The sequence below is a fragment of the Iodobacter arcticus genome, assembly GCF_042664895.1.
Taxonomy (GTDB): Bacteria; Pseudomonadota; Gammaproteobacteria; order Burkholderiales; family Chitinibacteraceae; genus Iodobacter; species Iodobacter arcticus.
The window spans coordinates 455,367-476,068 of sequence record NZ_JBHTBQ010000033.1 but is presented as its reverse complement, the minus strand read 5'-3'; the positions used below and the strand labels follow the sequence as shown (position 1 = coordinate 476,068).

At 47.5% G+C, this 20,702-nt stretch carries 19 protein-coding genes; 15 read left to right on the top strand and 4 right to left on the bottom strand.

Features of this window, described 5'->3' with window-relative positions; translation table 11 throughout:
- Positions 1-207 precede the first annotated feature (207 nt).
- The 9 genes from ACFQNF_RS16110 to ACFQNF_RS16070 all read left to right on the top strand — a co-directional run bounded on the left by ACFQNF_RS16110 (position 208) and on the right by ACFQNF_RS16070 (position 12,019).
- Positions 208-1,320: a hypothetical protein gene (locus tag ACFQNF_RS16110; protein WP_380188948.1), complete on the top strand. Its 1,113-nt coding sequence runs from the start codon at positions 208-210 to the stop codon at positions 1,318-1,320.
- Positions 1,314-2,087 (top strand): DUF1266 domain-containing protein, encoded by a 774-nt coding sequence (locus ACFQNF_RS16105; RefSeq protein ID WP_380188947.1) that lies wholly within the window; start codon positions 1,314-1,316, stop codon positions 2,085-2,087. The genes ACFQNF_RS16110 and ACFQNF_RS16105 overlap by 7 nt, the downstream gene beginning before the upstream one ends.
- Before the next feature lie 26 nt (positions 2,088-2,113).
- Positions 2,114-4,141 carry a DUF4034 domain-containing protein gene (locus ACFQNF_RS16100; RefSeq protein WP_380188945.1) on the top strand — a complete coding sequence of 676 codons (2,028 nt, stop codon included), beginning with the start codon at positions 2,114-2,116 and terminating at the stop codon, positions 4,139-4,141.
- 519 nt (positions 4,142-4,660) lie between these two features.
- A complete protein-coding gene (locus ACFQNF_RS16095; protein ID WP_380188944.1) occupies positions 4,661-5,293 on the top strand; it encodes a LysE family translocator in 633 nt (210 codons plus the stop codon).
- A gap of 44 nt (positions 5,294-5,337) precedes the next feature.
- Positions 5,338-5,994: a YidC/Oxa1 family membrane protein insertase gene (locus ACFQNF_RS16090; protein ID WP_380188943.1), complete on the top strand. Its 657-nt coding sequence runs from the start codon at positions 5,338-5,340 to the stop codon at positions 5,992-5,994.
- A gap of 106 nt (positions 5,995-6,100) precedes the next feature.
- Positions 6,101-6,919, top strand: a complete 819-nt coding sequence (locus ACFQNF_RS16085) for a carbon-nitrogen hydrolase family protein (RefSeq protein WP_380188942.1) — start codon at positions 6,101-6,103, stop codon at positions 6,917-6,919.
- Between the two features lie 110 nt (positions 6,920-7,029).
- On the top strand, positions 7,030-8,958 hold the full coding sequence (locus ACFQNF_RS16080; RefSeq protein ID WP_380188941.1) for a RecQ family ATP-dependent DNA helicase: 1,929 nt from the start codon (positions 7,030-7,032) through the stop codon (positions 8,956-8,958).
- Between the two features lie 125 nt (positions 8,959-9,083).
- The gene (locus ACFQNF_RS16075; RefSeq protein ID WP_380188940.1) at positions 9,084-9,557 is read left to right on the top strand and encodes a thymidine kinase; all 474 of its coding nucleotides are present in this window, start codon (positions 9,084-9,086) and stop codon (positions 9,555-9,557) included.
- A gap of 860 nt (positions 9,558-10,417) precedes the next feature.
- Entirely contained in the window at positions 10,418-12,019 is a 1,602-nt protein-coding gene (locus tag ACFQNF_RS16070; RefSeq protein WP_380188939.1) for a methyl-accepting chemotaxis protein, read from the top strand.
- 230 nt (positions 12,020-12,249) lie between these two features.
- Here ACFQNF_RS16070 and ACFQNF_RS16065 read toward each other — a convergent pair whose 3' ends face one another.
- The gene (locus ACFQNF_RS16065) at positions 12,250-13,047 is read right to left on the bottom strand and encodes a MoaF C-terminal domain-containing protein (protein WP_380188938.1); all 798 of its coding nucleotides are present in this window, start codon (positions 13,045-13,047) and stop codon (positions 12,250-12,252) included.
- A gap of 10 nt (positions 13,048-13,057) precedes the next feature.
- Positions 13,058-13,429, bottom strand: a complete 372-nt coding sequence (locus tag ACFQNF_RS16060; protein WP_380188937.1) for a nuclear transport factor 2 family protein — start codon at positions 13,427-13,429, stop codon at positions 13,058-13,060.
- An 808-nt stretch (positions 13,430-14,237) separates the two neighbouring features.
- Here ACFQNF_RS16060 and ACFQNF_RS16055 point away from each other — a divergent pair.
- The 4 genes from ACFQNF_RS16055 to ACFQNF_RS16040 all read left to right on the top strand — a co-directional run bounded on the left by ACFQNF_RS16055 (position 14,238) and on the right by ACFQNF_RS16040 (position 17,660).
- Positions 14,238-14,957 carry a metal ABC transporter ATP-binding protein gene (locus tag ACFQNF_RS16055; protein ID WP_380188936.1) on the top strand — a complete coding sequence of 240 codons (720 nt, stop codon included), beginning with the start codon at positions 14,238-14,240 and terminating at the stop codon, positions 14,955-14,957.
- Complete coding sequence (locus ACFQNF_RS16050) at positions 14,957-15,820, top strand: metal ABC transporter permease (protein WP_380188935.1); 864 nt, start codon at positions 14,957-14,959, stop codon at positions 15,818-15,820. The genes ACFQNF_RS16055 and ACFQNF_RS16050 overlap by 1 nt, the downstream gene beginning before the upstream one ends.
- 406 nt (positions 15,821-16,226) lie before the next feature.
- The gene (locus ACFQNF_RS16045; protein WP_380188934.1) at positions 16,227-17,108 is read left to right on the top strand and encodes a metal ABC transporter solute-binding protein, Zn/Mn family; all 882 of its coding nucleotides are present in this window, start codon (positions 16,227-16,229) and stop codon (positions 17,106-17,108) included.
- A 39-nt stretch (positions 17,109-17,147) separates the two neighbouring features.
- Positions 17,148-17,660 carry a DUF3299 domain-containing protein gene (locus ACFQNF_RS16040; protein ID WP_380188933.1) on the top strand — a complete coding sequence of 171 codons (513 nt, stop codon included), beginning with the start codon at positions 17,148-17,150 and terminating at the stop codon, positions 17,658-17,660.
- 18 nt (positions 17,661-17,678) lie between these two features.
- Here ACFQNF_RS16040 and ACFQNF_RS16035 read toward each other — a convergent pair whose 3' ends face one another.
- A complete protein-coding gene (locus ACFQNF_RS16035; protein ID WP_380188932.1) occupies positions 17,679-18,161 on the bottom strand; it encodes a GNAT family N-acetyltransferase in 483 nt (160 codons plus the stop codon).
- Between the two features lie 188 nt (positions 18,162-18,349).
- Between ACFQNF_RS16035 and ACFQNF_RS16030 the strand changes: the two genes are divergently transcribed.
- Positions 18,350-18,664 (top strand): DUF2325 domain-containing protein, encoded by a 315-nt coding sequence (locus ACFQNF_RS16030; RefSeq protein WP_380188931.1) that lies wholly within the window; start codon positions 18,350-18,352, stop codon positions 18,662-18,664.
- A gap of 49 nt (positions 18,665-18,713) precedes the next feature.
- Here the strand turns inward: ACFQNF_RS16030 and ACFQNF_RS16025 are convergent, their stop codons facing one another.
- Complete coding sequence (locus tag ACFQNF_RS16025) at positions 18,714-19,292, bottom strand: ATP-dependent Clp protease proteolytic subunit (protein WP_046350000.1); 579 nt, start codon at positions 19,290-19,292, stop codon at positions 18,714-18,716.
- A 164-nt stretch (positions 19,293-19,456) separates the two neighbouring features.
- Here ACFQNF_RS16025 and ACFQNF_RS16020 point away from each other — a divergent pair, with 164 nt between their 5' ends.
- Positions 19,457-20,608, top strand: a complete 1,152-nt coding sequence (locus ACFQNF_RS16020; protein WP_380188930.1) for an NAD(P)H-dependent flavin oxidoreductase — start codon at positions 19,457-19,459, stop codon at positions 20,606-20,608.
- The last annotated feature ends 94 nt before the right edge of the window (positions 20,609-20,702 follow it).

Genomic DNA, 20,702 nt, shown 5'->3' with positions numbered 1-20,702 from the left:
TCAGGAAAATGAATTTGCTTATTTCCAACCCGCAATTGAACACCCTAGCTAAAGCCATGTATGGAACAAACTAGCTCCTTTGAAATATAATTATCAAGATACAAAAGCAAGTAGCAAATAATGCGTCAGAAAAAATCAAGCCGTATCTATCAAGCACGCGATATTATTAACGCGCCTGCGCTCAAACAAGCAATTCAACAACGCAGCATGCTACGCAACGATAAGCCGGAAATTACAGTATGGCTTATGAGCCATTTTTATCGCTGGCTGATTGGTTCTTTCGATGTAGCTACACCTGTGCTATCTGCCAATCAATACCTGTTATTAAGCGGTGAACCCACCCCAGAGTGGCTAATACAACGTTTTGATAGCGCCACCACGCCTACACCTTGTTTTTACATCCATCCTCAGCAACCTTTATTGCTTGAGCGGGAACGGCGCTTGGTCGAGTTCTTGAATTCGCGCCAAGGAACACCTATTGAAGGAAAATTACAACGTATTAACTGTATTCATGCTTTTTCACTCTGGGAAAAAGAACATGCGCAAATACAAGACAGACAGCGACGCGGCTGGATTCCTAGTAGTGGCTTAGCCCTAAAAGAAGTGCTTTGCACCCCAAACGGCACTTGGTTTATGTTTGACTCTCTTAGCCCCCATTTGCGCGAAGAAATAGCATATGAGTCCTATCATATGCAACATTGCTTAGGCCAATTTGGCGATAAAAAGCGCCTAACAGGCGGGTATGGCGAATCCTATACACAGAGAATTCAAGCTGGTGAACTTCGCTTATTTACATTGCGGTCTAGTGGCAACGCGCCACATGTCACCCTTAGCCTACAGATTGACAATAATTTTTTGAGCATTGATCAGGTCAAGGGAAAGCAAAACCGCCCACCAATCTCTCGCTATACAATGGATACTCTGGCGCTACTACGGCACTTAAATATAACGCCTGAAACACACTATGACTGTGAAGCAATGGGACTGATAGCCCAGCAAGAAAGCTCAGAGTGGCAATTACTAACAGAGCTGACAGACCTTCAACAACAAAATAATATTCTTACCCGACAGCCACAATTATTTGCAATGTTTACGCAACTTAGTCCGCAACAGCAATGGCTGGCTCTAGCAAGCGCACCGCTTCATAAAATAACAAATTTGGGGTTGGATGCCACATTACGCTTGGCCAGCTCACAGCTTTACCAGCAATCTAACGATCCGGCTTGGCTAAGCGAAATTCTGAATGGCCAAGGCCAGCAGTGGCAAATCGAAGGTATTCCTCTAAGCGGATCAGATTACGCAAAGGATGCATCATGCTAAGTTTTTTGCGTAATTTAGCTGTGGTGATTATATTGACACCACTGATATTCACCTTTCAACTTATCAAAATCTTATATCTATTTTGCAAGCCCGTATTGCGTATACTTGGCTGGGTAAGATATGAAGAAACTGAAATAAAAGATCAAAACGCGCCACTCTTACCCGCATTTTATCGACGCCGTTTTGCTTTAGCCTTGGGGGATATCTTATATCGCCGACACAATATCAACTGCGATAGCTATGAACTCAAAGTAGCGATAGACAGCCACCGGCGCGAACAATTATTTAATGCCCTCTTAAAAGAAACGGGCATGCAAATCAATCAGGATCTACAAACTCAGGCCTCACATTTATTAAAAAGCTGGTTGAATGGATTCTCCCCTGAGCATTCCGCATTTTTTTATCACTCAGCCAACGCAGGAATCGTTCGTGACGCTATTGCATTTGAATGTGTTCGAGTCGTTTTTTTAATTCGCTGCATGGTTATTTTTAATTTAATTGATGAATCAAGGGCATGGTTCATCTTATTTTTAAACGCACAACGTGCTCAAGATTGTTTTGATAGCTGGACTGATTTTGCCTACGCCTATGCCAATGGTCGAGCAGCTTGGACTGCGCATACAGGTCAGGGCGGCCCATCTCAACGTGCAAAGATGGAAGTTGAACATTATCTCGCTACCCATAACGGTAATTGGCAAACGCTACCTTGGAATGCGGTTCGTATTTTCGATCCAGAGCATATCCCAAAATCTGCCCCACCCGTTTAATATCCTTTTGAGTTTGGAGCTACAGCATGATCGATCCAATATTAAATCAGTCGCCTCAATTAGCGACTGAACCCCCTGCGTATCAGCCACAATTTATCCAAGAAGAAGTATTGCTTTATGATTTGATCCTACGCTTACAAAGCGGGCAATACCAATATATTGAGCAAAACCTGTATGAAGCAAATAAATTAGCAGTCAACGAAATTCGACGTGAAACAGTGCAAGATGCTCACGAAATACATTACATCAATTTTTTTGAATTTGAAGTCAATCAAATTTGCAATTTAGGCCCACAAGGTCTTACCCTTTTACAAGAATGGCAAGAAGCCATGCCCGAATCTGGCTATGCCCATGCCATCGAGGCACAGTATTGGTTTTGCTGGGCTTACCGCTATCGCAGTACCGATACCATAGACAAAGTGAGTGAATCAATGTGGCTGGCAGCACAAGCTTGTGCCTCTCGCATGTATGTTGCGGGGCTTAAAGCACTACAACTTGACCCCTCATTGTGGATCGTGCCTAGTACCATCATCCAGTCGATAGGCGCATTTAACGAGCCTGAATGGCTACATCAACTGATTTTAACAGGCCAATTAGCCAATTCAGAGATTCAATACGAACTCCCCAAAAAGCCTGCCCCTCTGGCCGAACTAAAAACCATGCTACAAGATTCTGGTTTAGACATTACTCAGCCACTATATTGCCCAACAACACGTCCTGCAGCGCTTATCTCGCCACTAATTGATAGAAAGATCATTGATGATAAAGAATATTGGCTACACGCCTCGCTAGCAATCCATCCTAAGCAATTTCAGCTATTTCGACGTTACATCAATTTTCTCTTGCCACGCTGGGGGGGCAGCCACGAAAGGATACAGGCCCTTATTGCGTCCCCATTATGTCAACATTTGAGTGATATTGAACGCAGCCGCTTGGAGCATGAAATCTGGCGAGATGATTTTGCTGGCAACTATGCAGACACAGATTCTGAGCCAGCTGATTTTCGGCAATGGTTAACAAAAACAAAAAAGCAAATGAATAGTGCACTCTATCCTTTTCACCGCCAAGAGTCGGCGATGTGGATTGTTGTAAGCCTAATCAACCGGGATAAAATGACCGAGGCGCTCCCATACGCCCAAATTGCCCTAGAGGAAGAGCAAATTGACGACGACGATCATATTATTGCCCTCCTTAATATCACCTTTAAGCATCCTGAATTCATCCCCAGCTTTGTAGCCACCATAAAACATAGTGCTTTAACACGAGAAACAATTGCTGCTCGTATCCTGTATGCATTTTTTTGTGATCAGGGTTTACATGGGTTTCAACGCAATCCAACAATCGCTGAGCAGTGGTTTCAAGATGCCATGCTCGCTGAACCGCAAAACCCAATTTGGGGAGGCCTCATTAGTACTTTTACCGAGGCCGAAGATTATCAATCAGCTGTATTGCTGGCAAAGAAAGGATATGAGCTTAGTAATGACAGTGCAACATTTCAATTAGCCTATTTATATGAGCAAGGCTTAGGTATTAGACAAGATATCGAATGTGCGATTAAGCTTTATCAAGGACTATCGCACAGCTACTTGCAGGAGGCATGTGGCAATCTATATGTCCTTTATCGTCAACAATTAATCACCTGCCGCACTGATGATGAACGTCGAACTTTAGAAAGAAAAACACTAGATACAATCATCAAATACGAACAATTTGACGGGCACAACGCAATCTATGCCCTCCTTCGCTTATGTTCAATATTAAGAACACCTGAACACATCATTGAAATGCTACCCAGACTACAATCAGAAGCAGCTCAAGGTGTACCTGAAGCAATGGCGGCACTCGCTGCAATTTATGGCAGCAAAAAGAAAGGTCATTATAACTACCACAACGGGGTGCTCTGGCTGATGGCTTGCGATCCTGAAAACGCACTACTCGAAGAGGTAAAGCAAACCGTATTTGAGAACAGCTTCTTCGGCAGAATTAAGCTGGCCTGGGTACAGGCAGGTATCGAGCCACACCAACTTCCTGGCGCAGACAATAATATGGTCTGAAATGTAGAAGTTCAGACTTGATATGCCAGTAGGTCAGATCAGAAGATGGGGTTACCCGTTTTGATAGAGGAGCGAATCTTTATTCAAAACAGTGCACAAGCACAAAAGTAGCCTGATTGCGAATCTAAATCCAAACCTAATCAAACACAAAATCGGCTTACTCAAGCTCCCCATAGGACTAAATCAGTAAAATGATGGACTTATCTCGCGATACATCTTTATCGCGATCTAAATGCCGTTAAAAATAGAGGCTTTGATGCGCTATTAGACAATAATCATCATAAACCTAACCCTAAAAACTAGGTCAATGAGACGACCGAATCGGCCAGCATTGCCTATGCACTGAACAGCCCACACATGTGCAGATACAAACTAGGCAAAACAATCCCGTATCTGGGTAGTTCCAATTGTGTGGTTAAAATCTAGCCCCCCAAAAAAACATAACTGTCGCCAAACGCAACATTAACGCAAGCAAAATGCTAAAATGCGCGCCTTAATTTTATAAATTAAGGCGCGCATATGTTTGGTATTCATGATTTAGGCTTGTTTGTTATTTCTGGCCTGCTACTCAATATGGCGCCGGGGCCGGATTCTTTGTTGATTGTTTCCCGTAGTGCTGCGCAAGGCTGGCGCTCGGGTTCGGCGGCGGCACTGGGGATAGGTAGTGGCACTTTGGTGCATATTTTTGCCGCAGCTTTAGGCTTGTCAACCCTCTTAGCTACTTCGGCAATGGCATTTACGGTTGTGAAATATATAGGCGCAGCTTATTTGCTTTATATGGGCTGCACGCTTTTATTGAGCCGGGCATCACAACCTGCCATCAGCCAGCCTTTGCAAACACTCGCTTACCGGGCGGTTTTTCTGCAAGGTTTTTTCTGTAATTTACTTAACCCCAAAGTCGCCCTCTTTTTTCTCGCCTTTGTGCCGCAATTTATTTCCAACGATTCTCCTTCCAAAGCTCTTGCATTTATCTTACTTGGCTGCATATTCAATGCTAACGGCATGTTGTGGTGTCATTTCTTGGCCATCTCATCGGCAAAAATCAGCCAGCGCATTCAAATCAGCGGCGCTTTTTCTAGCTGGATGAATAGAGCCATCGGCGCGATTTTTATTTCTTTCGGCATCAAGCTCGCCTTATTTAGTCGCAGTTAAGACCAGCCACTGCTTGCAGGGCTCAAACACGATGGAGATATACAATGGAGCTATGGGCCTTATGGACGAATGTATTTACAGTAAGTATCAGCATGCTGACATCTCATCTGGGCCTATCTGAAGCGCTCGCCATTATGCTGCTCACGCTCTGCATTCGCGCCGCCATGATGCCGCTATCGCTCGCCTCAGCGCATCAAATGCATAAAAACAAATTGGCAATAGCTAAACTAAAGCCCATGCAGGCCAAGCTCAGCGAGCAACACAAGAGCAAGCCAAGCGAACTCATAAAGCAAACTATGGCGCTGTATCGCGAGCATGGCATTTCATTTTTTAATAAGGCCACGCTAATCAACCTGACTTCACGTGCCGTGTTTGGCATGGGGTTTTTCCATGCGTTAAGCCGTATGAGTATTACCTCAAAGTTTCTATGGATTGCCAGCTTAGCCAAGCCCAATTTTGTACTGAATATTTTAGTAGGTGCGCTGATGTTCCTCGGCTTGATCCTCATGCCTGGCGCAACGAGCGACACTAGCAGCCTGCTAATACTGATGATTCCGGTGATGATTTCCATCATCGCCCTCATCACCTTACCCGCCGCGATCGGTGTTTATTGGGCCAGCTCAAATATGGCCACCATTGTGCAGGCCATCTTGCTCAGAGGCATGATCAAGCGTGCAGAACAACGCGCCTTTCCCGTTTAATTACGCCAATATTCAGGGAGGGTGAAGCCCAGTTGTATTTTAGTTAGCGCACACGGGGCTTTACCCTCCCTACAAGCAACCTTCTTAGCCCCTTAATATGCAAAAAATGAATAGAGCCCATCGTTCTCCCCGCATTGCCATCGTTCAATCCAAAATGCATTGGCGCTGCGAAGAAAACACAATTGCTATTCTGGAAGATTTAGCCCAAGCGGCAGAGGCAGGGGCGCACATATGTGTTTTTCCGGAACTGGCGATCACAGGGTTTCACCGCTTGATTAAAACAGAAGCAGAGCCGCTTCGTGTCGAGCACGCTTTACGCCAGATACGTGTATTTTGTAATGAAAAATCAATAGCTTGCGTGGTTGGCACACCGACTTTCACTCAGGATAAGCCGCCATTTAACAGTCATATCCATATTAACGAGTTGGGTGAAATCGCCGCTGTGAGCAGTAAAATCGGCCTTACGCCTACCGAAGCAAGCTTTTTTGCTGCGGGATCAAGCCGCCCTATTGCTTATTTACACCAAACTCGCTGCACATCCGTGCTTTGCCGTGAAGTAGAGGATTTAGAGTCCATCAGCACGCAACTAACTCCAGGCATTTGCGATATTATTTTTTGGCCTAGTCTCATTGGACACGCCCCCAGCAATCCGCCAGATCCTTTTGAAATAGATTACCTGCCTATGGCTCAGCAGCTTGCAAAGCAATCAGCAGCCCATCTTATTCAATGCAACTGGCCTAACTCACTCAATACGCCAGACTCTTCTTACCTTGGCGAAAGTGCAGTCATCTCTGCGACAGGTGAGCTCCTGTTTAAACTACCCAGAAATCAAGCAGGAATGGCGATTTTTATGCTCGGCAGCGATCAATACAGATGGTTAGCACGGGAGCCTCTTAAATCTAATCCTGCCATCGCCATTGAATAGGCCAAACAAACCATCAATAACTCGGCAAAAATCTTACAACTCTGTTAATATTCGCCCCCATTACGCTTATTGTTTTAGCTTGTTATCTTGCACTCTGGAATCAAAGTCTTATGCTTAACCCCGTACCGCTTTCCGAACAACTTCAACACTACTTTGGCTTTAGCCAGTTTCGTAATGGTCAGCGTGAAGTCCTTGAAGCACTGGTGGACGGGCATTCGGCGATGGCGATTTTTCCGACTGGATCAGGAAAATCGCTCTGTTATCAGCTTGCCGCCTTACAAATGCCGCATCTCACTCTGGTTATTTCCCCGCTTTTGGCTTTAATCCGCGATCAGCTGGCTTTTCTGCAAAGTAAGGGCATCGCCTCGGCCGCCATTGATTCCAGCCAAAGCCGCGAAGAAACCCAGCAGGTGATGAAAGATGCGCAGGAAGGCAAGCTTAAGATTTTGATGGTGTCAGTAGAGCGTTTAAAAAATGAGCGATTCCGGCGCTTTATTGCGCAAATCCCCGTCTCGCTCTTGGTGATCGACGAGGCGCACTGTATTTCTGAATGGGGCCATAACTTCCGCCCCGATTATCTGAAGCTACCTGATTACAAACGCGAATTAAACATCCCGCAGGCGCTGTTGCTGACTGCAACCGCCACCCCGGCGGTGATTAAAGATATGGCGGCCAAATTTGCCATTCAGGACAAGCACATTACCGTTACCGGCTTTTATCGCTCTAATTTGCATCTGCATATTCGCCCCACAGAAAGCGCCCATAAAGACGCCACGCTGATTCATGTGCTTGGCAAAACGCCCAATGCGCCCTGTGTGGTGTATGTTACCCAGCAAAATACCGCCGAAGTGGTCGCAACCATGTTGCAGAGCAAGGGCATTCACGCCACCGCCTACCATGCGGGGCTGGATAATGTGGTGCGCCAGCAAATTCAAGACGATTTTATGCGAGGCGAGTCACAAGTGATTGTGGCAACGATTGCCTTTGGCATGGGCATCGATAAAAGCGATATCCGTCAGGTGATTCACTACGACTTACCTAAATCGGTAGAAAACTACAGCCAGGAAATTGGCCGCGCCGGGCGTGATGGTAAAAAATCGCTCTGTACTTTACTGGGCAGCCAGGATGGCCTGAATCTGCTGCAAAACTTTGTGTATGGCGATACGCCAGAGCAAGCATCAATTGCCAAAGTATTGCAAAATATAGTGAGCAACACGGAAAACGGCCAGTGGGAAATGACGCTGTACGATTTATCCTCGCAAAGCAATATTCGCCAATTGCCATTAAAAACGCTGTTGGTTTATTTAAATATGCAGGGAAAAATCCAGCCTCTGTATAGCTATTACAGCGAATACCGTTTTGTATTACAAATGAGCGAAGCCGATCTTTTGGGGAATTTTAAAGAAGAGCGCCGCGACTTTATTGCCTCTTTACTCAAGCATTCCAAGCTCGCCCGCACATGGTATAGCTTTGATTTTGATTCTTTCCTCAGTGAATTTCCCGCTCAGCGCCAGCGTGCCGTTGCAGCCTTAGAGTATCTGGATGAAAGCGGCTATTTACGCCTAGAAACCAAACAAATGACCGACGTTTATCAAGTATTAACGCCGATTAATCCGGATGAATTATCGCTCAGCCTTTACCAGCAATTTAATGCCAAAGAACAAAAAGAAATTGGCCGCCTCGCCCAAATGCTGGCGCTCTTTGAAAGCATACAATGCCTAAGCCATACATTGGCTATTTACTTTGGCGACGAAGCCGCCCCTGCCGCCTGTGGTCATTGCAGCGTATGCCACGGCAAGCCCGCCACGCTGCCCGCCACGCCCGCACTTGTGCCGGTTGATGATTTAGACTTAGAAGCCATGTGCGCCGATCTGCTGATCAAGGCAGGCAAACCACTCAGTGCCCATTTACTCAGCTGTTTTCTGTGCGGCATCACCTTGCCACTGCTCACCAAATATCGCGCCAGTAAAATGGCCTATTTTGGCAAACTGGCGGATTACCCCTTTGCCGATGTGAGAGCTGCGTTTGCTGCAAGTTAGTTTACGGGGCATATCCTTGATGTGATTACCCGTGCAACATGCAATGCAAACCGTGCGCTAAACACTGCCGCTCGCAAACACGCTTATTGCAGCGTAGAATGCGGCACTTTTCGTCGGGAGCTACCATGGCCAAACTCTATTTTCGCTATTCCGCAATGAATGCGGGTAAATCTACGGCCATGCTGCAAGTTGCCCATAATTACGAAGAACGCGATATGCAAATCGCCCTGTTTACCGCAGCAATTGACGACAGGCATAGCGTAGGCACCGTGGCTTCCCGCCTTGGCATGACCCGGCAAGCAGAAATTTTTAATGCGGATACCGATTTTAACCAGCTATTTGCCAGCCGAAAAGTCGCCTGTATTTTAATTGATGAAGCCCAGTTTCTTAGCCCACAACAAGTCAAACAGCTGCATATTCTGGCCCACCAAAGCAATTTTCCGGTGATTTGCTATGGCCTTCGCACTGATTTCTCAGGCGAGCCATTTCCAGGCTCCACCTATTTATTAGCGCTGGCCGATGATTTGGAAGAAATGAAAACCATTTGTCAGTGCGGCAAGAAAGCCACCATGAATCCACGCGTTAATGCGCAGGGCTGACGTGAGGGCTCGGGCGAGCAAATCTTGATTGGCGGCAATTCCAGATACCAAGCCATGTGTGCCAAATGCTTTTACTCGGCCAAAATTGTCTAAGGCTTAGGCCCTTGCAGCGCATCCGCTTCATCCTATCCATTGAAGTGAAATGCGCTTTCGCCGCGAATACTTTTAATAGCAGAGGCTTTCGCGGCTAAAACTGCTGCTACAAAAATACCCTTCCCTTCCTATCGCCACCCGCGCATGTTCTTGCTAGCGATTAAGCGCCAATATCAAGCTCCCGACGGCTCGGGCATAGCGAAATTGAATCAATCGAATCTTCACCTGCCCAGCCCTTGTGCTTATACAGCCAAGGGCATTTTTACGCGGTTAAGCTGCGGCTTCAACCTAGGAAACACCACCATTACCATAAAAAACCTGATTATGCCTCTTGCTCAATAGACTCTGCGTAGATGAATTTCTTGAGTGCGGGATTTAGTTTCTGAATTTGTAGGGCGGGTAAAACCCGCGAGCGATGCCGAATAAATACGCAGGTTTCACCCGCCCTACGATATTTATAATGTTGTTGAGCAAGCGGCATAATCAGAATAAAAAAACAAATTAGAAATAATAACGAAAGCAATTTGTTAATATTCTTTCAATTAATTTACACAGAAAAGTAATAGCTACATAAAAACTTCAGCCTTGGCGCAAATTGAATACTCACCACATAAATTAAAACATTTACTTATTTACCCTTATTGCACGTTTAAATAACGATCAAAATCAAGATGATAACAATTGTCATTATTAAATTTATGACATTTTAACAAATAAAACGCTATGATCCGCCACTTATTCGGCACTAAAACCATAAAACCCCCATCATGACGATTTCTAAACGACTTATTTCCCTGATTGCACTCGCACTTACATCTTCATTACTTATTGCCAGTATTGCTTGGCAGCAATTAAATAGTGCAAATGAATCTCTGCAAACAATCACCGAACAAAATATCCCCGCTATTCATACCCTCAATCAAATCAGCCTCTCTTTTAAAGAGCGCCGCGTGCAGCTTTATCAGCACATCATGGCCCACGATGCAGAAGGAAAAAAGAAGTACGAGCCGCGTATTCAAGCACTATCACAAGAAATTAACGACGCCGTACAAAAGCTCAATACCAGCAAATGGATAAGCAGCAGCGAACTATCTGCCGCACTGGCCGCATACGATCCTGTTTTCACTGAAGTGCTCAAACTTTCCAGAGAGAATAATGAAGAAGAAGCCCAGACTTATGTGCAGCAGTACGGCACTGTAGTGGGCATGCAAGTGAATACTGCGCTAAAAAAATTAGCCGATGACAACACACGCACCATTAATCAGGCCCGCGATCAATTTAATACCGATCAACAGCAAGCCAAGCTGGTTTTCTTAAGCATTGTGCTGCTGAGCTGCCTGCTGTTACTCAGCCTTGGTAGCTATATCTACACGCAAATTCGTAAGCCTTTGCAAGATACCGTCAACACCATGCAAAGCATTGCTGACAAGCTAGATCTTTCCTTACGCATCCCGCACACCAGTAAGGACGAAATTGGCCAGATGGTGCAAACCATTAATCAGGTGCTGGGGCATATTCAAGGCTCTTTCCAGCAAATTCAAAAAAACAGCAGCGATGTTCATCAAGCCGCAACAGGGCTGGCTCAAATGGCCGAACAACAATCGATTAATGCCGAAATCGCTAGTGAAACGGCCTCGGCCATGGCGGCCACAGTAGAAGAAGTCAGCAGCAGCATTAGCCTGATCGCCGAGCGCAGCCAAGACACCCATAAGATCAGCCAAGCGGCACACACGCAGGCCGAGCTGGGCATTACTGTGATTGATAATACGGTGGAGCAGATTTACGGCATTGCCGCCCAGGTAGACGAAGCGTCCAGAGAGCTTGGTGAGCTGCAAGACAGCAATAAAGAAATCCAGAATATGGTGCAAATCATTAAAGAAATCGCCGATCAAACCAGCTTGCTGGCGCTCAATGCCGCCATCGAAGCCGCCCGCGCCGGTGAAGAAGGCCGTGGTTTTGCCGTGGTAGCCGATGAAGTACGTAAACTTGCCGAGCGCACGGCTCGCTCTACCCAGCAGATTGTAGGCTCAGTAGAACGCATCCATCAGGGAGCAAACCGCGCGGCAGAACGCATGCTGGATGTAGTGGGCCGGGTTGATCAAGGCGTGGCCATGGTGGGCGACGCAGGGAAATCCATGCGGGGAATTCGCAGCGCATCGCATCATGTGGTGGCGCAAGTCAGCGATATTTCTCTGGCCATTAACGAGCAAAGCGCCGCCAGCCATGCCATGGCCTTGCAAGTAGAACGTACCGCCAGCATGGCCGAAGAAGCCCACGCAGCTGCCAAACACGAAGCCGATTCGGCCAAGCAATTACGTAAGCTAGCAGACACCATGCAAAGTGAAGTAAGCCGCTATCGTTTGGGTTAAGGAGCTTGAGTTATTGCATGACAAAGCCCAAGTCTTGAACCACGCAGGCCACAGAAAACACGGAGTTTCACCGAGAAAAGTAAGGTTTGAATTGCCATTGCCACACTGTACAAATCATAGCGTGGTGCTGACCAAACCCTGTCATGCCCTGATCAAAACATTGTTGGTTTTTTATAGGGTGCGCAAGTCGTTTTTCTTGCGCACCGTTTTTTTTGCGCTCCAACTTTGTCTTACATTGGCTCAACACCAACCGGGTAACAGTTGTAGCTCATCTTATAAATGAGCGCACCTGCCCGAGTCACCATGGGTTGATTGTCGCGGGAAAGCCCCAAAAATTTCCCCGTACAACGGCCAATTTTATAATCGAAGAAAAACACCGAGCAAACAGGAATGACTTTTTCCCTAAAAGTAAAAACGTACATATCCTCTTCAAATTTATAACAAGTGGCATAATCCATATCCCCTTGACCAAACTGTTCGCCGCGCAAATTTTGCCAAGCATAGCGTTTGGAGTTGACATAGAAATGTTCGTAATAATGATTCGGTGAATACACGTTTAACGTGCGATAGCCAATTAACTCACGCGTCGGCGCAGGCACTATATTTGCAGGTGTCATGCCGAGTATGCTACCGACTAAAAACGTCTGCACCAGCCGAGAGCCCTCTTCTATTTGCCCCTCAGCTAAAATCACACTACGCACCGCCAACACGCGACCGCTTTTTTGATTCAAAACAAAAGTCAAACTTTCGTTGGGTTTATGTGCCAACTGCAGATCAAAGAAATAATGATTTTCTGATGTTTTTACCTCTTCATAAACATCATGCCCAGACTCCCCTTGGTAAGACCATGTCACTCGATTCACATCAAACACAAGATTCAAAATCTGTTGATTGTCAAACTGAATGTCCAAAGTTCGATTAGCCCAGTCACAGCTGCCTGGTAAGCGGTTGGTATCAATCCCTGCTGCAAAATCATCATAGTTTTTCCAGCCTTCTTCTACGTTACTACTCAATACAGATGAGGTCATTGCATCGTCCTTATAATTTATAAACGCCGCTAAAGTTCTTGTGAATAATCAACCACCGCTCATTTTCTTTAACGAGTGATAGATCATTAAGAAAATGAATCCCTTGAAAAGTATGAGTAAGTTTAACGCTAGCAATATACTCATTAGATCCATCAACACGCAGAATCTCGCTCTCAGATTGGGCCTTGTGCTGGATGGGCATTTGCTTTACTTGATCAATCCATCGGGCAATCGGCACATGATCATATTGTCCATCCATAAAACCCGACAATGCCGCATCCAGATGAAACAAGGACGATAAGAGGGGGATATTATGCTGATGCAATGCCTCAATATAGGTTTTGGCTAGCTCGCGTATTTCATCACTCTGCGCAATCTTCATCTGAATACCCTTTCGACCGTTAATAAAACTCGGGACAACCCTCGCTTTTCTCTCAAAATTCGGTGATACAGACTAAACCTGCTCAGGGTTTGTTGACATTTGATTCACGGCTGCGTTGGCTGTAGTTTTGGGGCTTAGCCGGAAAATGACTATCCGCTACGTTATGCTCCCCGGTAATTGCAGTCAATCACACTCTGCATGCCTTGTGCCTGGGCGTTTTCCGGCTTAGCGTCATTGTGAATCAAACGTCAACAGACTCTAAACTCAATCATGAAATCTCGCTTCAAACTTTAAAAAAGGGTTTCTAACAAAAATTAGACCTTAGGAACGACAACAGTAAGGCTTGGCATTTTTCGCACTTATTTTAATGTGCGTCGGCTTTATTATTTTTGATGGCGGACGGCACACAAAAACCAGCCCCCACTGAGTTAAATAATGAGGAAATAAGCCCAGCTGACAACACCCTGAGCTTCAACCTCAAGCAAGTGGCTTTGCTGTAGTGACCACGCAATGCGTTTGGATAAAGCATCAAACTTTGCGGCCTACAGTTTGTGGCATAAAATGACCTTACTTGATGCGCGTACCTGCACCAAGCTTTCCCCTCCCCTATGCATCTACAATATTCACGCCAAATGCAACTGACTTGCACAAGCGATCCATAAATTGCTATTGTAAATAAGAAATCGCGTTGCACAAAAAGGAAAAGGAAAGTGAAAGGTTTATTTGAAATGGCAGCGTGGCAGCGGGTGTTGTGTGTGTTGCCTTTATTGTTGCTGCTATGGGCGCTCACTGATTGGGCTTTGCAAGCATGATGGAAGTCCACCAGCTTACGCTGTGCTATCGCGACCGTGCAGCGGTACATTCCCTATCCGGCCGCTTTGAAACCGGCAGCCACACCGCGATTGTCGGCCCTAATGGCGCGGGCAAATCGACGCTACTTTCCGCCTTGGCAGGCATCAAAACGCCGGATAAAGGCCATATCCATGCCCACGGCAAGGTAGCGTATTTGGCGCAACTCTCAACGCTGGATAAACAATTCCCCTTAATGGTCAGAGAGCTGGCCTTGGCGGGTGCTTGGTCTAGACGCGGCGCTTGGCGTGGCTTATCCAAGCAAGATCGTGAGCACGCCGAGAGTGCTTTAGAGCAAGTCGGCTTAAGTGATTTTGCCAATGCCCCCATCAACAATCTATCAGGCGGGCAGCTGCAAAGAGCACGTTTTGCAAGGCTGATTGTAGAAGACGCCGATGTACTGCTGCTAGACGAGCCCTTTGCCAATGTGGATAGCAACACCATAGCCAAGCTCTTAGAAGTACAACACAACTGGCACCGCATGGGTAAAACACAGATCACCGTCTTGCACGATATTTCGCAAGTACGGGCGCATTACCCGCAAACGCTGCTACTGGCTCAATCGGCCATCGCATGGGGCAACACGCCCGATGTGCTGACTGAATCGCTACTGGCCGAAGCCAATCGCCGTGCTCAGCACTGGCGCAATGATGCCGCTTGGTGCGAGGTATGCGAATAATGGCTCAATTTGAAATCATCAGCGCCTTAGGCGAGTTCGCCTTTATGCGCCGCGCCCTGATTGGCAGCATGGCACTCGCCATCGGCTGCGCGCCAGTTGGCATATTACTACTGCTACGACGCATGTCCTTATTTGGCGATGCGCTATCACACGCCGTTTTACCCGGCGCTGCGATTGGCTTTTTACTCGGGGGGCTCACCCTGCCTTGGCTAGCCGGTGGCGGCTTAATCGCAGGCCTGCTCGTTGCCCTTGCTGCCAGCGTGGTGGCTAGAAAATCCCGTTTAAATGAAGACGCCAGCTTTGCCGGATTTTATTTATTAGCCCTCGCCATCGGCGTGCTGATTGTTTCTAAATGGGGCAGCAGCGTCGATCTGATCCACCTTTTATTTGGCTCGGTCTTGGCGATTGATGATCCATCGCTGTTGATTGTTAGCTCTGTTGCCAGCATCACCCTGCTTTGGCTAGCGATTGAATATCGCGGCATTGTGCTGGAATGCGCAGATTCTGGCTTTATCGCCGCCACCAGCGGCAATGGCATGCGCTTTCATATTGGCTTTATGGTGATTGCAGTTCTTAATTTTGTGGCTGCATTTCAGGCAATGGGCACGCTGATGGCCGTTGGCCTAATGATGCTCCCCGCCGCCGCCGCCCGCCTCTGGGTAGAGCGCTTATCGATGCTGTTTGTTGTATCTTGGCTGATCGCCCTCTTTGCCTGCGTAGCGGGGCTGATTGCGTCTTACCAATGGGATTTACCGTCTGGCCCTGCCATTGTGCTAATTGCTGGCGGAGTGTACTGCCTGTCGCTGCTCTTTGCCCCCTTCGGCTTATTTACCCGCCGAAAAGCGAGGCATCATGCGGTTTAGGTGGATAGTAAAACCCAGATCTTGAACCACGGAGGGCACAGAGAACACGGAGTTTCACGGAGAAAGACAAAGCTTGAATTAAGTAATTTTTCAGGTTTTTAGTATGTTAAAACCCAGCCATCTGGATTCGTGTCGCAGTGAGTAGCACGGGGTTTAAATCCCCCCTTGAAACACGCCGGAGCGAGGAACAAGCGGGACGGGGTTTCGGCAAGGGAGCGAGGCAGCGAGCTAATCCCGCCCGCCGCCGGCTCGATTGGACCGCAGCAGGAGCCTTCGTGTTTTGAGTTTGTGGCTTGGCTTCGTTTCTTGGCCACACAAGAAAGGAAGGTCCAGCGGGACGCCCGCACCTAAACACTGTGCCGAAGGCACTTAAATAATAATCAACACACCACCAAAGGACTCCCCCATGCGTAAACATTTACTCGCCCTACTACTGGCTGCCAGCAGCCTTGCCCAAGCGGCCCCCCTTAAAGTCGCCGCTAGTTTTAGCGTGTTATCTAATTTAGTTCAGGAAGTAGGCGGCAAGAGGGTGGAGGTCAGCAGCCTCGTAGGCATGGATGAAGATGCGCATATCTGGCAAGCCAAGCCTGCGGATTTAAAAAAACTCTCCGCCACCTCGCTATTCTTTGTGAACGGTTTGGGCTTTGAGGGCTGGTTAAAGCGAGTCGAGCAGGCTTCGGCCTATAAAGGGCAAGTGATTACCGTCAGCAAAAACATCAAGCCACGCGAAATAGCCGATGATGATCACGGGCACAAAGGCCATCAGCATGGTCATACCGATCCGCATGCTTGGCATGATCCACGTGCCGTGATGTCTATGGTCGAAGAAATCAAGTTGGCTTTAAGCAAGGCTGATCCGGCAGGCGCCACAGAATACGCGCAAAATGCCGCGCGCTTTACCACGCAAATTAAGCAGCTTGATCAAAAAGCAAGCACTGCCTTTGCCGCTATCCCGGCTGCGAATCGTAAAGTGGTGACGTCGCACGATGCACTCGGCTATTTGGGTGCGCGCTATCAGCTGCAATTGCTGCCTTTGCAAGGTGTTTCTACCGAAGCCGAGCCTAGCGCCCGCCAGATGGCGACGCTGATTAGTGAAATCCGCAAAAACAATATTCGCGCGGTGTTTGCCGAGAATATCAGTAACCCCAAGTTGATCGAGCAAATCGCCCGCGAAACCCAAGCCAAAGTCGGCCCGCCGCTCTATACCGACGCCCTATCTAAAAACGCCCCCAGCTGGCTAGCCATGTTCAGCCATAATACGCAGGCGATTTTGGATGCTTTGAAATAAGCTGACCGTAACCCGTAGGGCGGGTGAAACACGTGAGCAATGCAAAAAAATACGCGGGTTTCACCCGCCCTACGAATGCAGCAATCCAGTTATACCCACTACAAACAACAGCCCCCAACCATGCACAAACTCATCCTCCCCCTTAGCCTTTTAGCCTTGGCAGGTTTACTCGCATCTTTAGCTTTTAATGCCGAAGACAATCTGGTGAGCTGGTCACTGCTCGCCAAGGTGCAAGTAACACAAGGCTTATTTGGCGAGGTAGAAACCACTTTTGATTCGGGCATCAAAGCGCTGGAGCAAAAAGACATTAAGCTGGCGGGATTTATGTTTCCCCTGCAATCGGGTACGAGTGTGCGGCGCTTTATTTTATCGGCCAAGCAGCCCACTTGCGCCACCTGCATGCCTGGCAGCGCAGAAGCCATGGTACTGGTGAATAGCCAGCAGCCCGTTAAGATAAGCACCGATCGAATTCACGTAAAAGGGCAATTTAAAATTGCGCCACAGATGGGGCTGCTTTATCAGCTTAATAATGCCCTTGTAAATGGGAGCTAAGCCGCGTCTTGGGCTGAGCTATTCAGGCTGCGTAAGATGCTTACGCATTAAAGCGTTTTCTATCCACTGCCCATGTACTTCGGTAGATAGGGTGTAATCCACAACAAAGCCATGAGAAATAAAAAACCCCTGCCCGCTGATGCTGATAAAGCAAAAAACATCAGGCAGCTGCATTTCAAGGGCCCGGTCTTCTAAATGCCTCAGTAAGCCCTTCCCAATACCCTTGCCCTGCCAATCACCATGTACAAAAAAATGGTTAATGAAGCCATCCTTTTGCAAATCAGCGTACGCCACCAGCTTGCCCTTGTACTCCACCACCCTAGGGCTTAATTTGCCAAGTAATTTGCCCCAGTGCTCAGGGTTAAATTCTTTAGGTGCCCAGCCAGCTAACTGCTCAGCACTGTAATCATTCTGGCAACCCTGATGAATGCTTGTGTAATATAAATCATGCAATTCAAGTGCATCTTTTGACTGATAACGGCGGATATGCAGATAAGACATAGGCTTACTCCAGGCTAAATCCAGTATATGCAAACCCTTTTGCGCCTGCCTGCAAAAAACCTGTGCTAAAAACCTAAGCACAGCAAGATGCACCAACAAAAAAAAGAATATTGATTTAATTTAATATTCTTAATGGATCTATAAAGAGCTGCTACGCTGATCGTATACCTTTCAAATAAAGGGCAGCTATGCAAGCGTATATTGTTGGCGCAGACCATCTTGGCCATATTCCAAAATTACTCGCCCTGTATGGCATCACCATAGGCGAGCATATTACGGGCCGAAATCCATCCCATCAGCGTAAACCCAGCGGTTTAAAGGATATGGATATCATGATTTTATTTACCGATTTTCTAGGCCATAACGTGATGAAAAACTATCGCGCCGCAGCAGCAGCCAACCGTATGCATATCGTAGCTTGCCGCAGATCACAAACCGCCCTGCAACAATCCTTACAAAACTGCCCTGCATTGAGCCAGACGGTATTTTCTACCCACGCATAAAAAACAACAGCCCTCAAATCGCTGAGGGCTGTTGATAGCTAGCTTACGTTTACTCCAAATCAGCATGACTTTGAATCACCCTTGATACAAGGCCGTATTCAATCGCCTCCTGCGGGTTCATCCAGAAATCCCGCTCAATATCATTCAGCACTTTTTCTAGGCTTTGGCCAGTTTCTTTAGCAATCACCGCCGCAATCCGCTCACGCATCCGGATAATTTCTTTCACTTGGATTTCTACATCAGAAGCCGACCCGCCCATACCACCGCTGGGTTGATGGATCAAAAAGCGCGTATTTGGTAGGCACACCCTTCGATCCTTTGGCACAGCAAGAAAAATATGCGCTCCTGCACTGGCCACCCAGCCGCTGCCAATCATATTTACCGGCGCACGAATAAATTTGATGATGTCGTGAATGACATCGCCCGATTCCACATGCCCACCGGGGGACGAGATCAGCACATTGATCGGCTTAGCCGATTCAGTCGCCAAAGCAATCAAGCGCCGTGCCGTATCTTTGGCTAACACATCGTTAATGGTGCCGATAATAAAAACAAACCGGGATTCGAACGATTTTTCTTCCAGAAAAGCATCTTGCGAGCCCCCTGCTACCGCTGCTTCTTCAGCCATCTTATGCCCCTAGGTGGTTAGACTTACAAATATCAACAGCAATCATAATAGAAACGCCCAAAAATGGGCGATTTATCCCTTACCCACAAGCACACACTTGACCTTGCACAATACGCAAATAATCCAGGCGCTTATGCTATCCCTTATCTACGTAAGGATAAAAAATGAGCTTTAAACCACTTCAGATTGCAGGACGCAGCCTCTTACCTATTGTGCAAGGCGGCATGGGCGTGGGTATTTCAGCACATAAACTTGCGGGTGCTGTTGCCAAAGAAAATGCTCTCGGCACCATTGCCAGTGTGGATTTACGCCAACACCATCCTGATTTACTCGCGGCAACACATCGCTGCCTTGATGCAGATCTGATCGACAAAACAAATCTAACCGCGCTAGACAGGGAAATTCGCGCAGCTAAAGAGATCGCCAATGGCTGCGGCATGATTGCGGTTAATGTAATGAAAGCCGTTCGAGACCATGTGGCGCTGGTAAAACAAGCCTGCGAAAGCGGTGCAGACGCCATTGTGATGGGCGCGGGCCTGCCCATTGATTTACCTGAAATGACAAGCGACCACCCCAAAGTAGCACTCATCCCGATTTTGTCTGATGCGCGCGGCGTGGCGATTATTTTAAAAAAATGGCTTAAAAAAGGCCGCCGTGCTGATGCCATTGTGATCGAGCACCCCGGCCATGCAGGTGGTCACTTGGGCGCGGCTCGCCTCAGCGATATACACGATCCGCGTTTTGATTTTGCCAAAGTGCTGGCCGATTGCCACGCCCTCTTTGCCGAACTGGGCTTAGGCCGCGACGCCCCTAAATTGATCGTCGCAGGCGGAATTGATAGCCATGAAAAAGTAAGCCATTGGCTAAATAATGGCGCAGATGCCGTACAGCTGGGGACTCCCTTTGCGGTTTGTGAAGAAGGCGATGCGCATATTAACTTTAAACAAACCTTAATCAACGCCAAAGCCAGCGATCTGGCCGAGTTTGTCAGCGTAGCTGGCCTACCCGCCCGCGCTGTTGCCACGCCTTGGCTGAAGCAATACTTGCGCCGCGAAAGCCATCTGCAAGCCATCGCCAAGGCCGACCCACGCCGCTGCACCCAGCGCATGGATTGCCTAAGCCACTGCGGCCTGCGCGATGGCCTGAATAAAGTCGGCCAATTTTGCATCGACCTCAAGCTCGCCTCTGCCATGCACGGCGAAGTCGACAAAGGCTTGTTTTTTAGAGGCAACGGCGCCCTCCCATTCGGAGACGCCATCCGCCCTGTGCGCGAGCTGATTGATTATTTGATGAATGGCAGAATGGCGGCGGTGTAAAGCGCCAATGAATCTATTTCGTAGGGAGAGAAACGACGAAGTCGTTACGCACCATGGCATGGTGCGCAAGAAAACCACTTGCACACCTTACGAA

Coding starts and splice junctions, on each gene's coding strand:
- ACFQNF_RS16035 (WP_380188932.1), bottom strand. CDS start 18,161: ATGTCTTATCTGCATATCCGCCGTTATCAGTCAAAAGATGCACTTGAA.
- ACFQNF_RS16095 (WP_380188944.1), top strand. CDS start 4,661: ATGTTTGGTATTCATGATTTAGGCTTGTTTGTTATTTCTGGCCTGCTA.
- ACFQNF_RS16105 (WP_380188947.1), top strand. CDS start 1,314: ATGCTAAGTTTTTTGCGTAATTTAGCTGTGGTGATTATATTGACACCA.
- ACFQNF_RS16030 (WP_380188931.1), top strand. CDS start 18,350: ATGCAAGCGTATATTGTTGGCGCAGACCATCTTGGCCATATTCCAAAA.
- ACFQNF_RS16060 (WP_380188937.1), bottom strand. CDS start 13,429: ATGAAGATTGCGCAGAGTGATGAAATACGCGAGCTAGCCAAAACCTAT.
- ACFQNF_RS16075 (WP_380188940.1), top strand. CDS start 9,084: ATGGCCAAACTCTATTTTCGCTATTCCGCAATGAATGCGGGTAAATCT.
- ACFQNF_RS16080 (WP_380188941.1), top strand. CDS start 7,030: ATGCTTAACCCCGTACCGCTTTCCGAACAACTTCAACACTACTTTGGC.
- ACFQNF_RS16085 (WP_380188942.1), top strand. CDS start 6,101: ATGAATAGAGCCCATCGTTCTCCCCGCATTGCCATCGTTCAATCCAAA.
- ACFQNF_RS16055 (WP_380188936.1), top strand. CDS start 14,238: ATGATGGAAGTCCACCAGCTTACGCTGTGCTATCGCGACCGTGCAGCG.
- ACFQNF_RS16090 (WP_380188943.1), top strand. CDS start 5,338: ATGGAGCTATGGGCCTTATGGACGAATGTATTTACAGTAAGTATCAGC.
- ACFQNF_RS16070 (WP_380188939.1), top strand. CDS start 10,418: ATGACGATTTCTAAACGACTTATTTCCCTGATTGCACTCGCACTTACA.
- ACFQNF_RS16110 (WP_380188948.1), top strand. CDS start 208: ATGCTACGCAACGATAAGCCGGAAATTACAGTATGGCTTATGAGCCAT.
- ACFQNF_RS16025 (WP_046350000.1), bottom strand. CDS start 19,292: ATGGCTGAAGAAGCAGCGGTAGCAGGGGGCTCGCAAGATGCTTTTCTG.
- ACFQNF_RS16100 (WP_380188945.1), top strand. CDS start 2,114: ATGATCGATCCAATATTAAATCAGTCGCCTCAATTAGCGACTGAACCC.
- ACFQNF_RS16045 (WP_380188934.1), top strand. CDS start 16,227: ATGCGTAAACATTTACTCGCCCTACTACTGGCTGCCAGCAGCCTTGCC.
- ACFQNF_RS16040 (WP_380188933.1), top strand. CDS start 17,148: ATGCAAAAAAATACGCGGGTTTCACCCGCCCTACGAATGCAGCAATCC.
- ACFQNF_RS16020 (WP_380188930.1), top strand. CDS start 19,457: ATGAGCTTTAAACCACTTCAGATTGCAGGACGCAGCCTCTTACCTATT.
- ACFQNF_RS16065 (WP_380188938.1), bottom strand. CDS start 13,047: ATGACCTCATCTGTATTGAGTAGTAACGTAGAAGAAGGCTGGAAAAAC.
- ACFQNF_RS16050 (WP_380188935.1), top strand. CDS start 14,957: ATGGCTCAATTTGAAATCATCAGCGCCTTAGGCGAGTTCGCCTTTATG.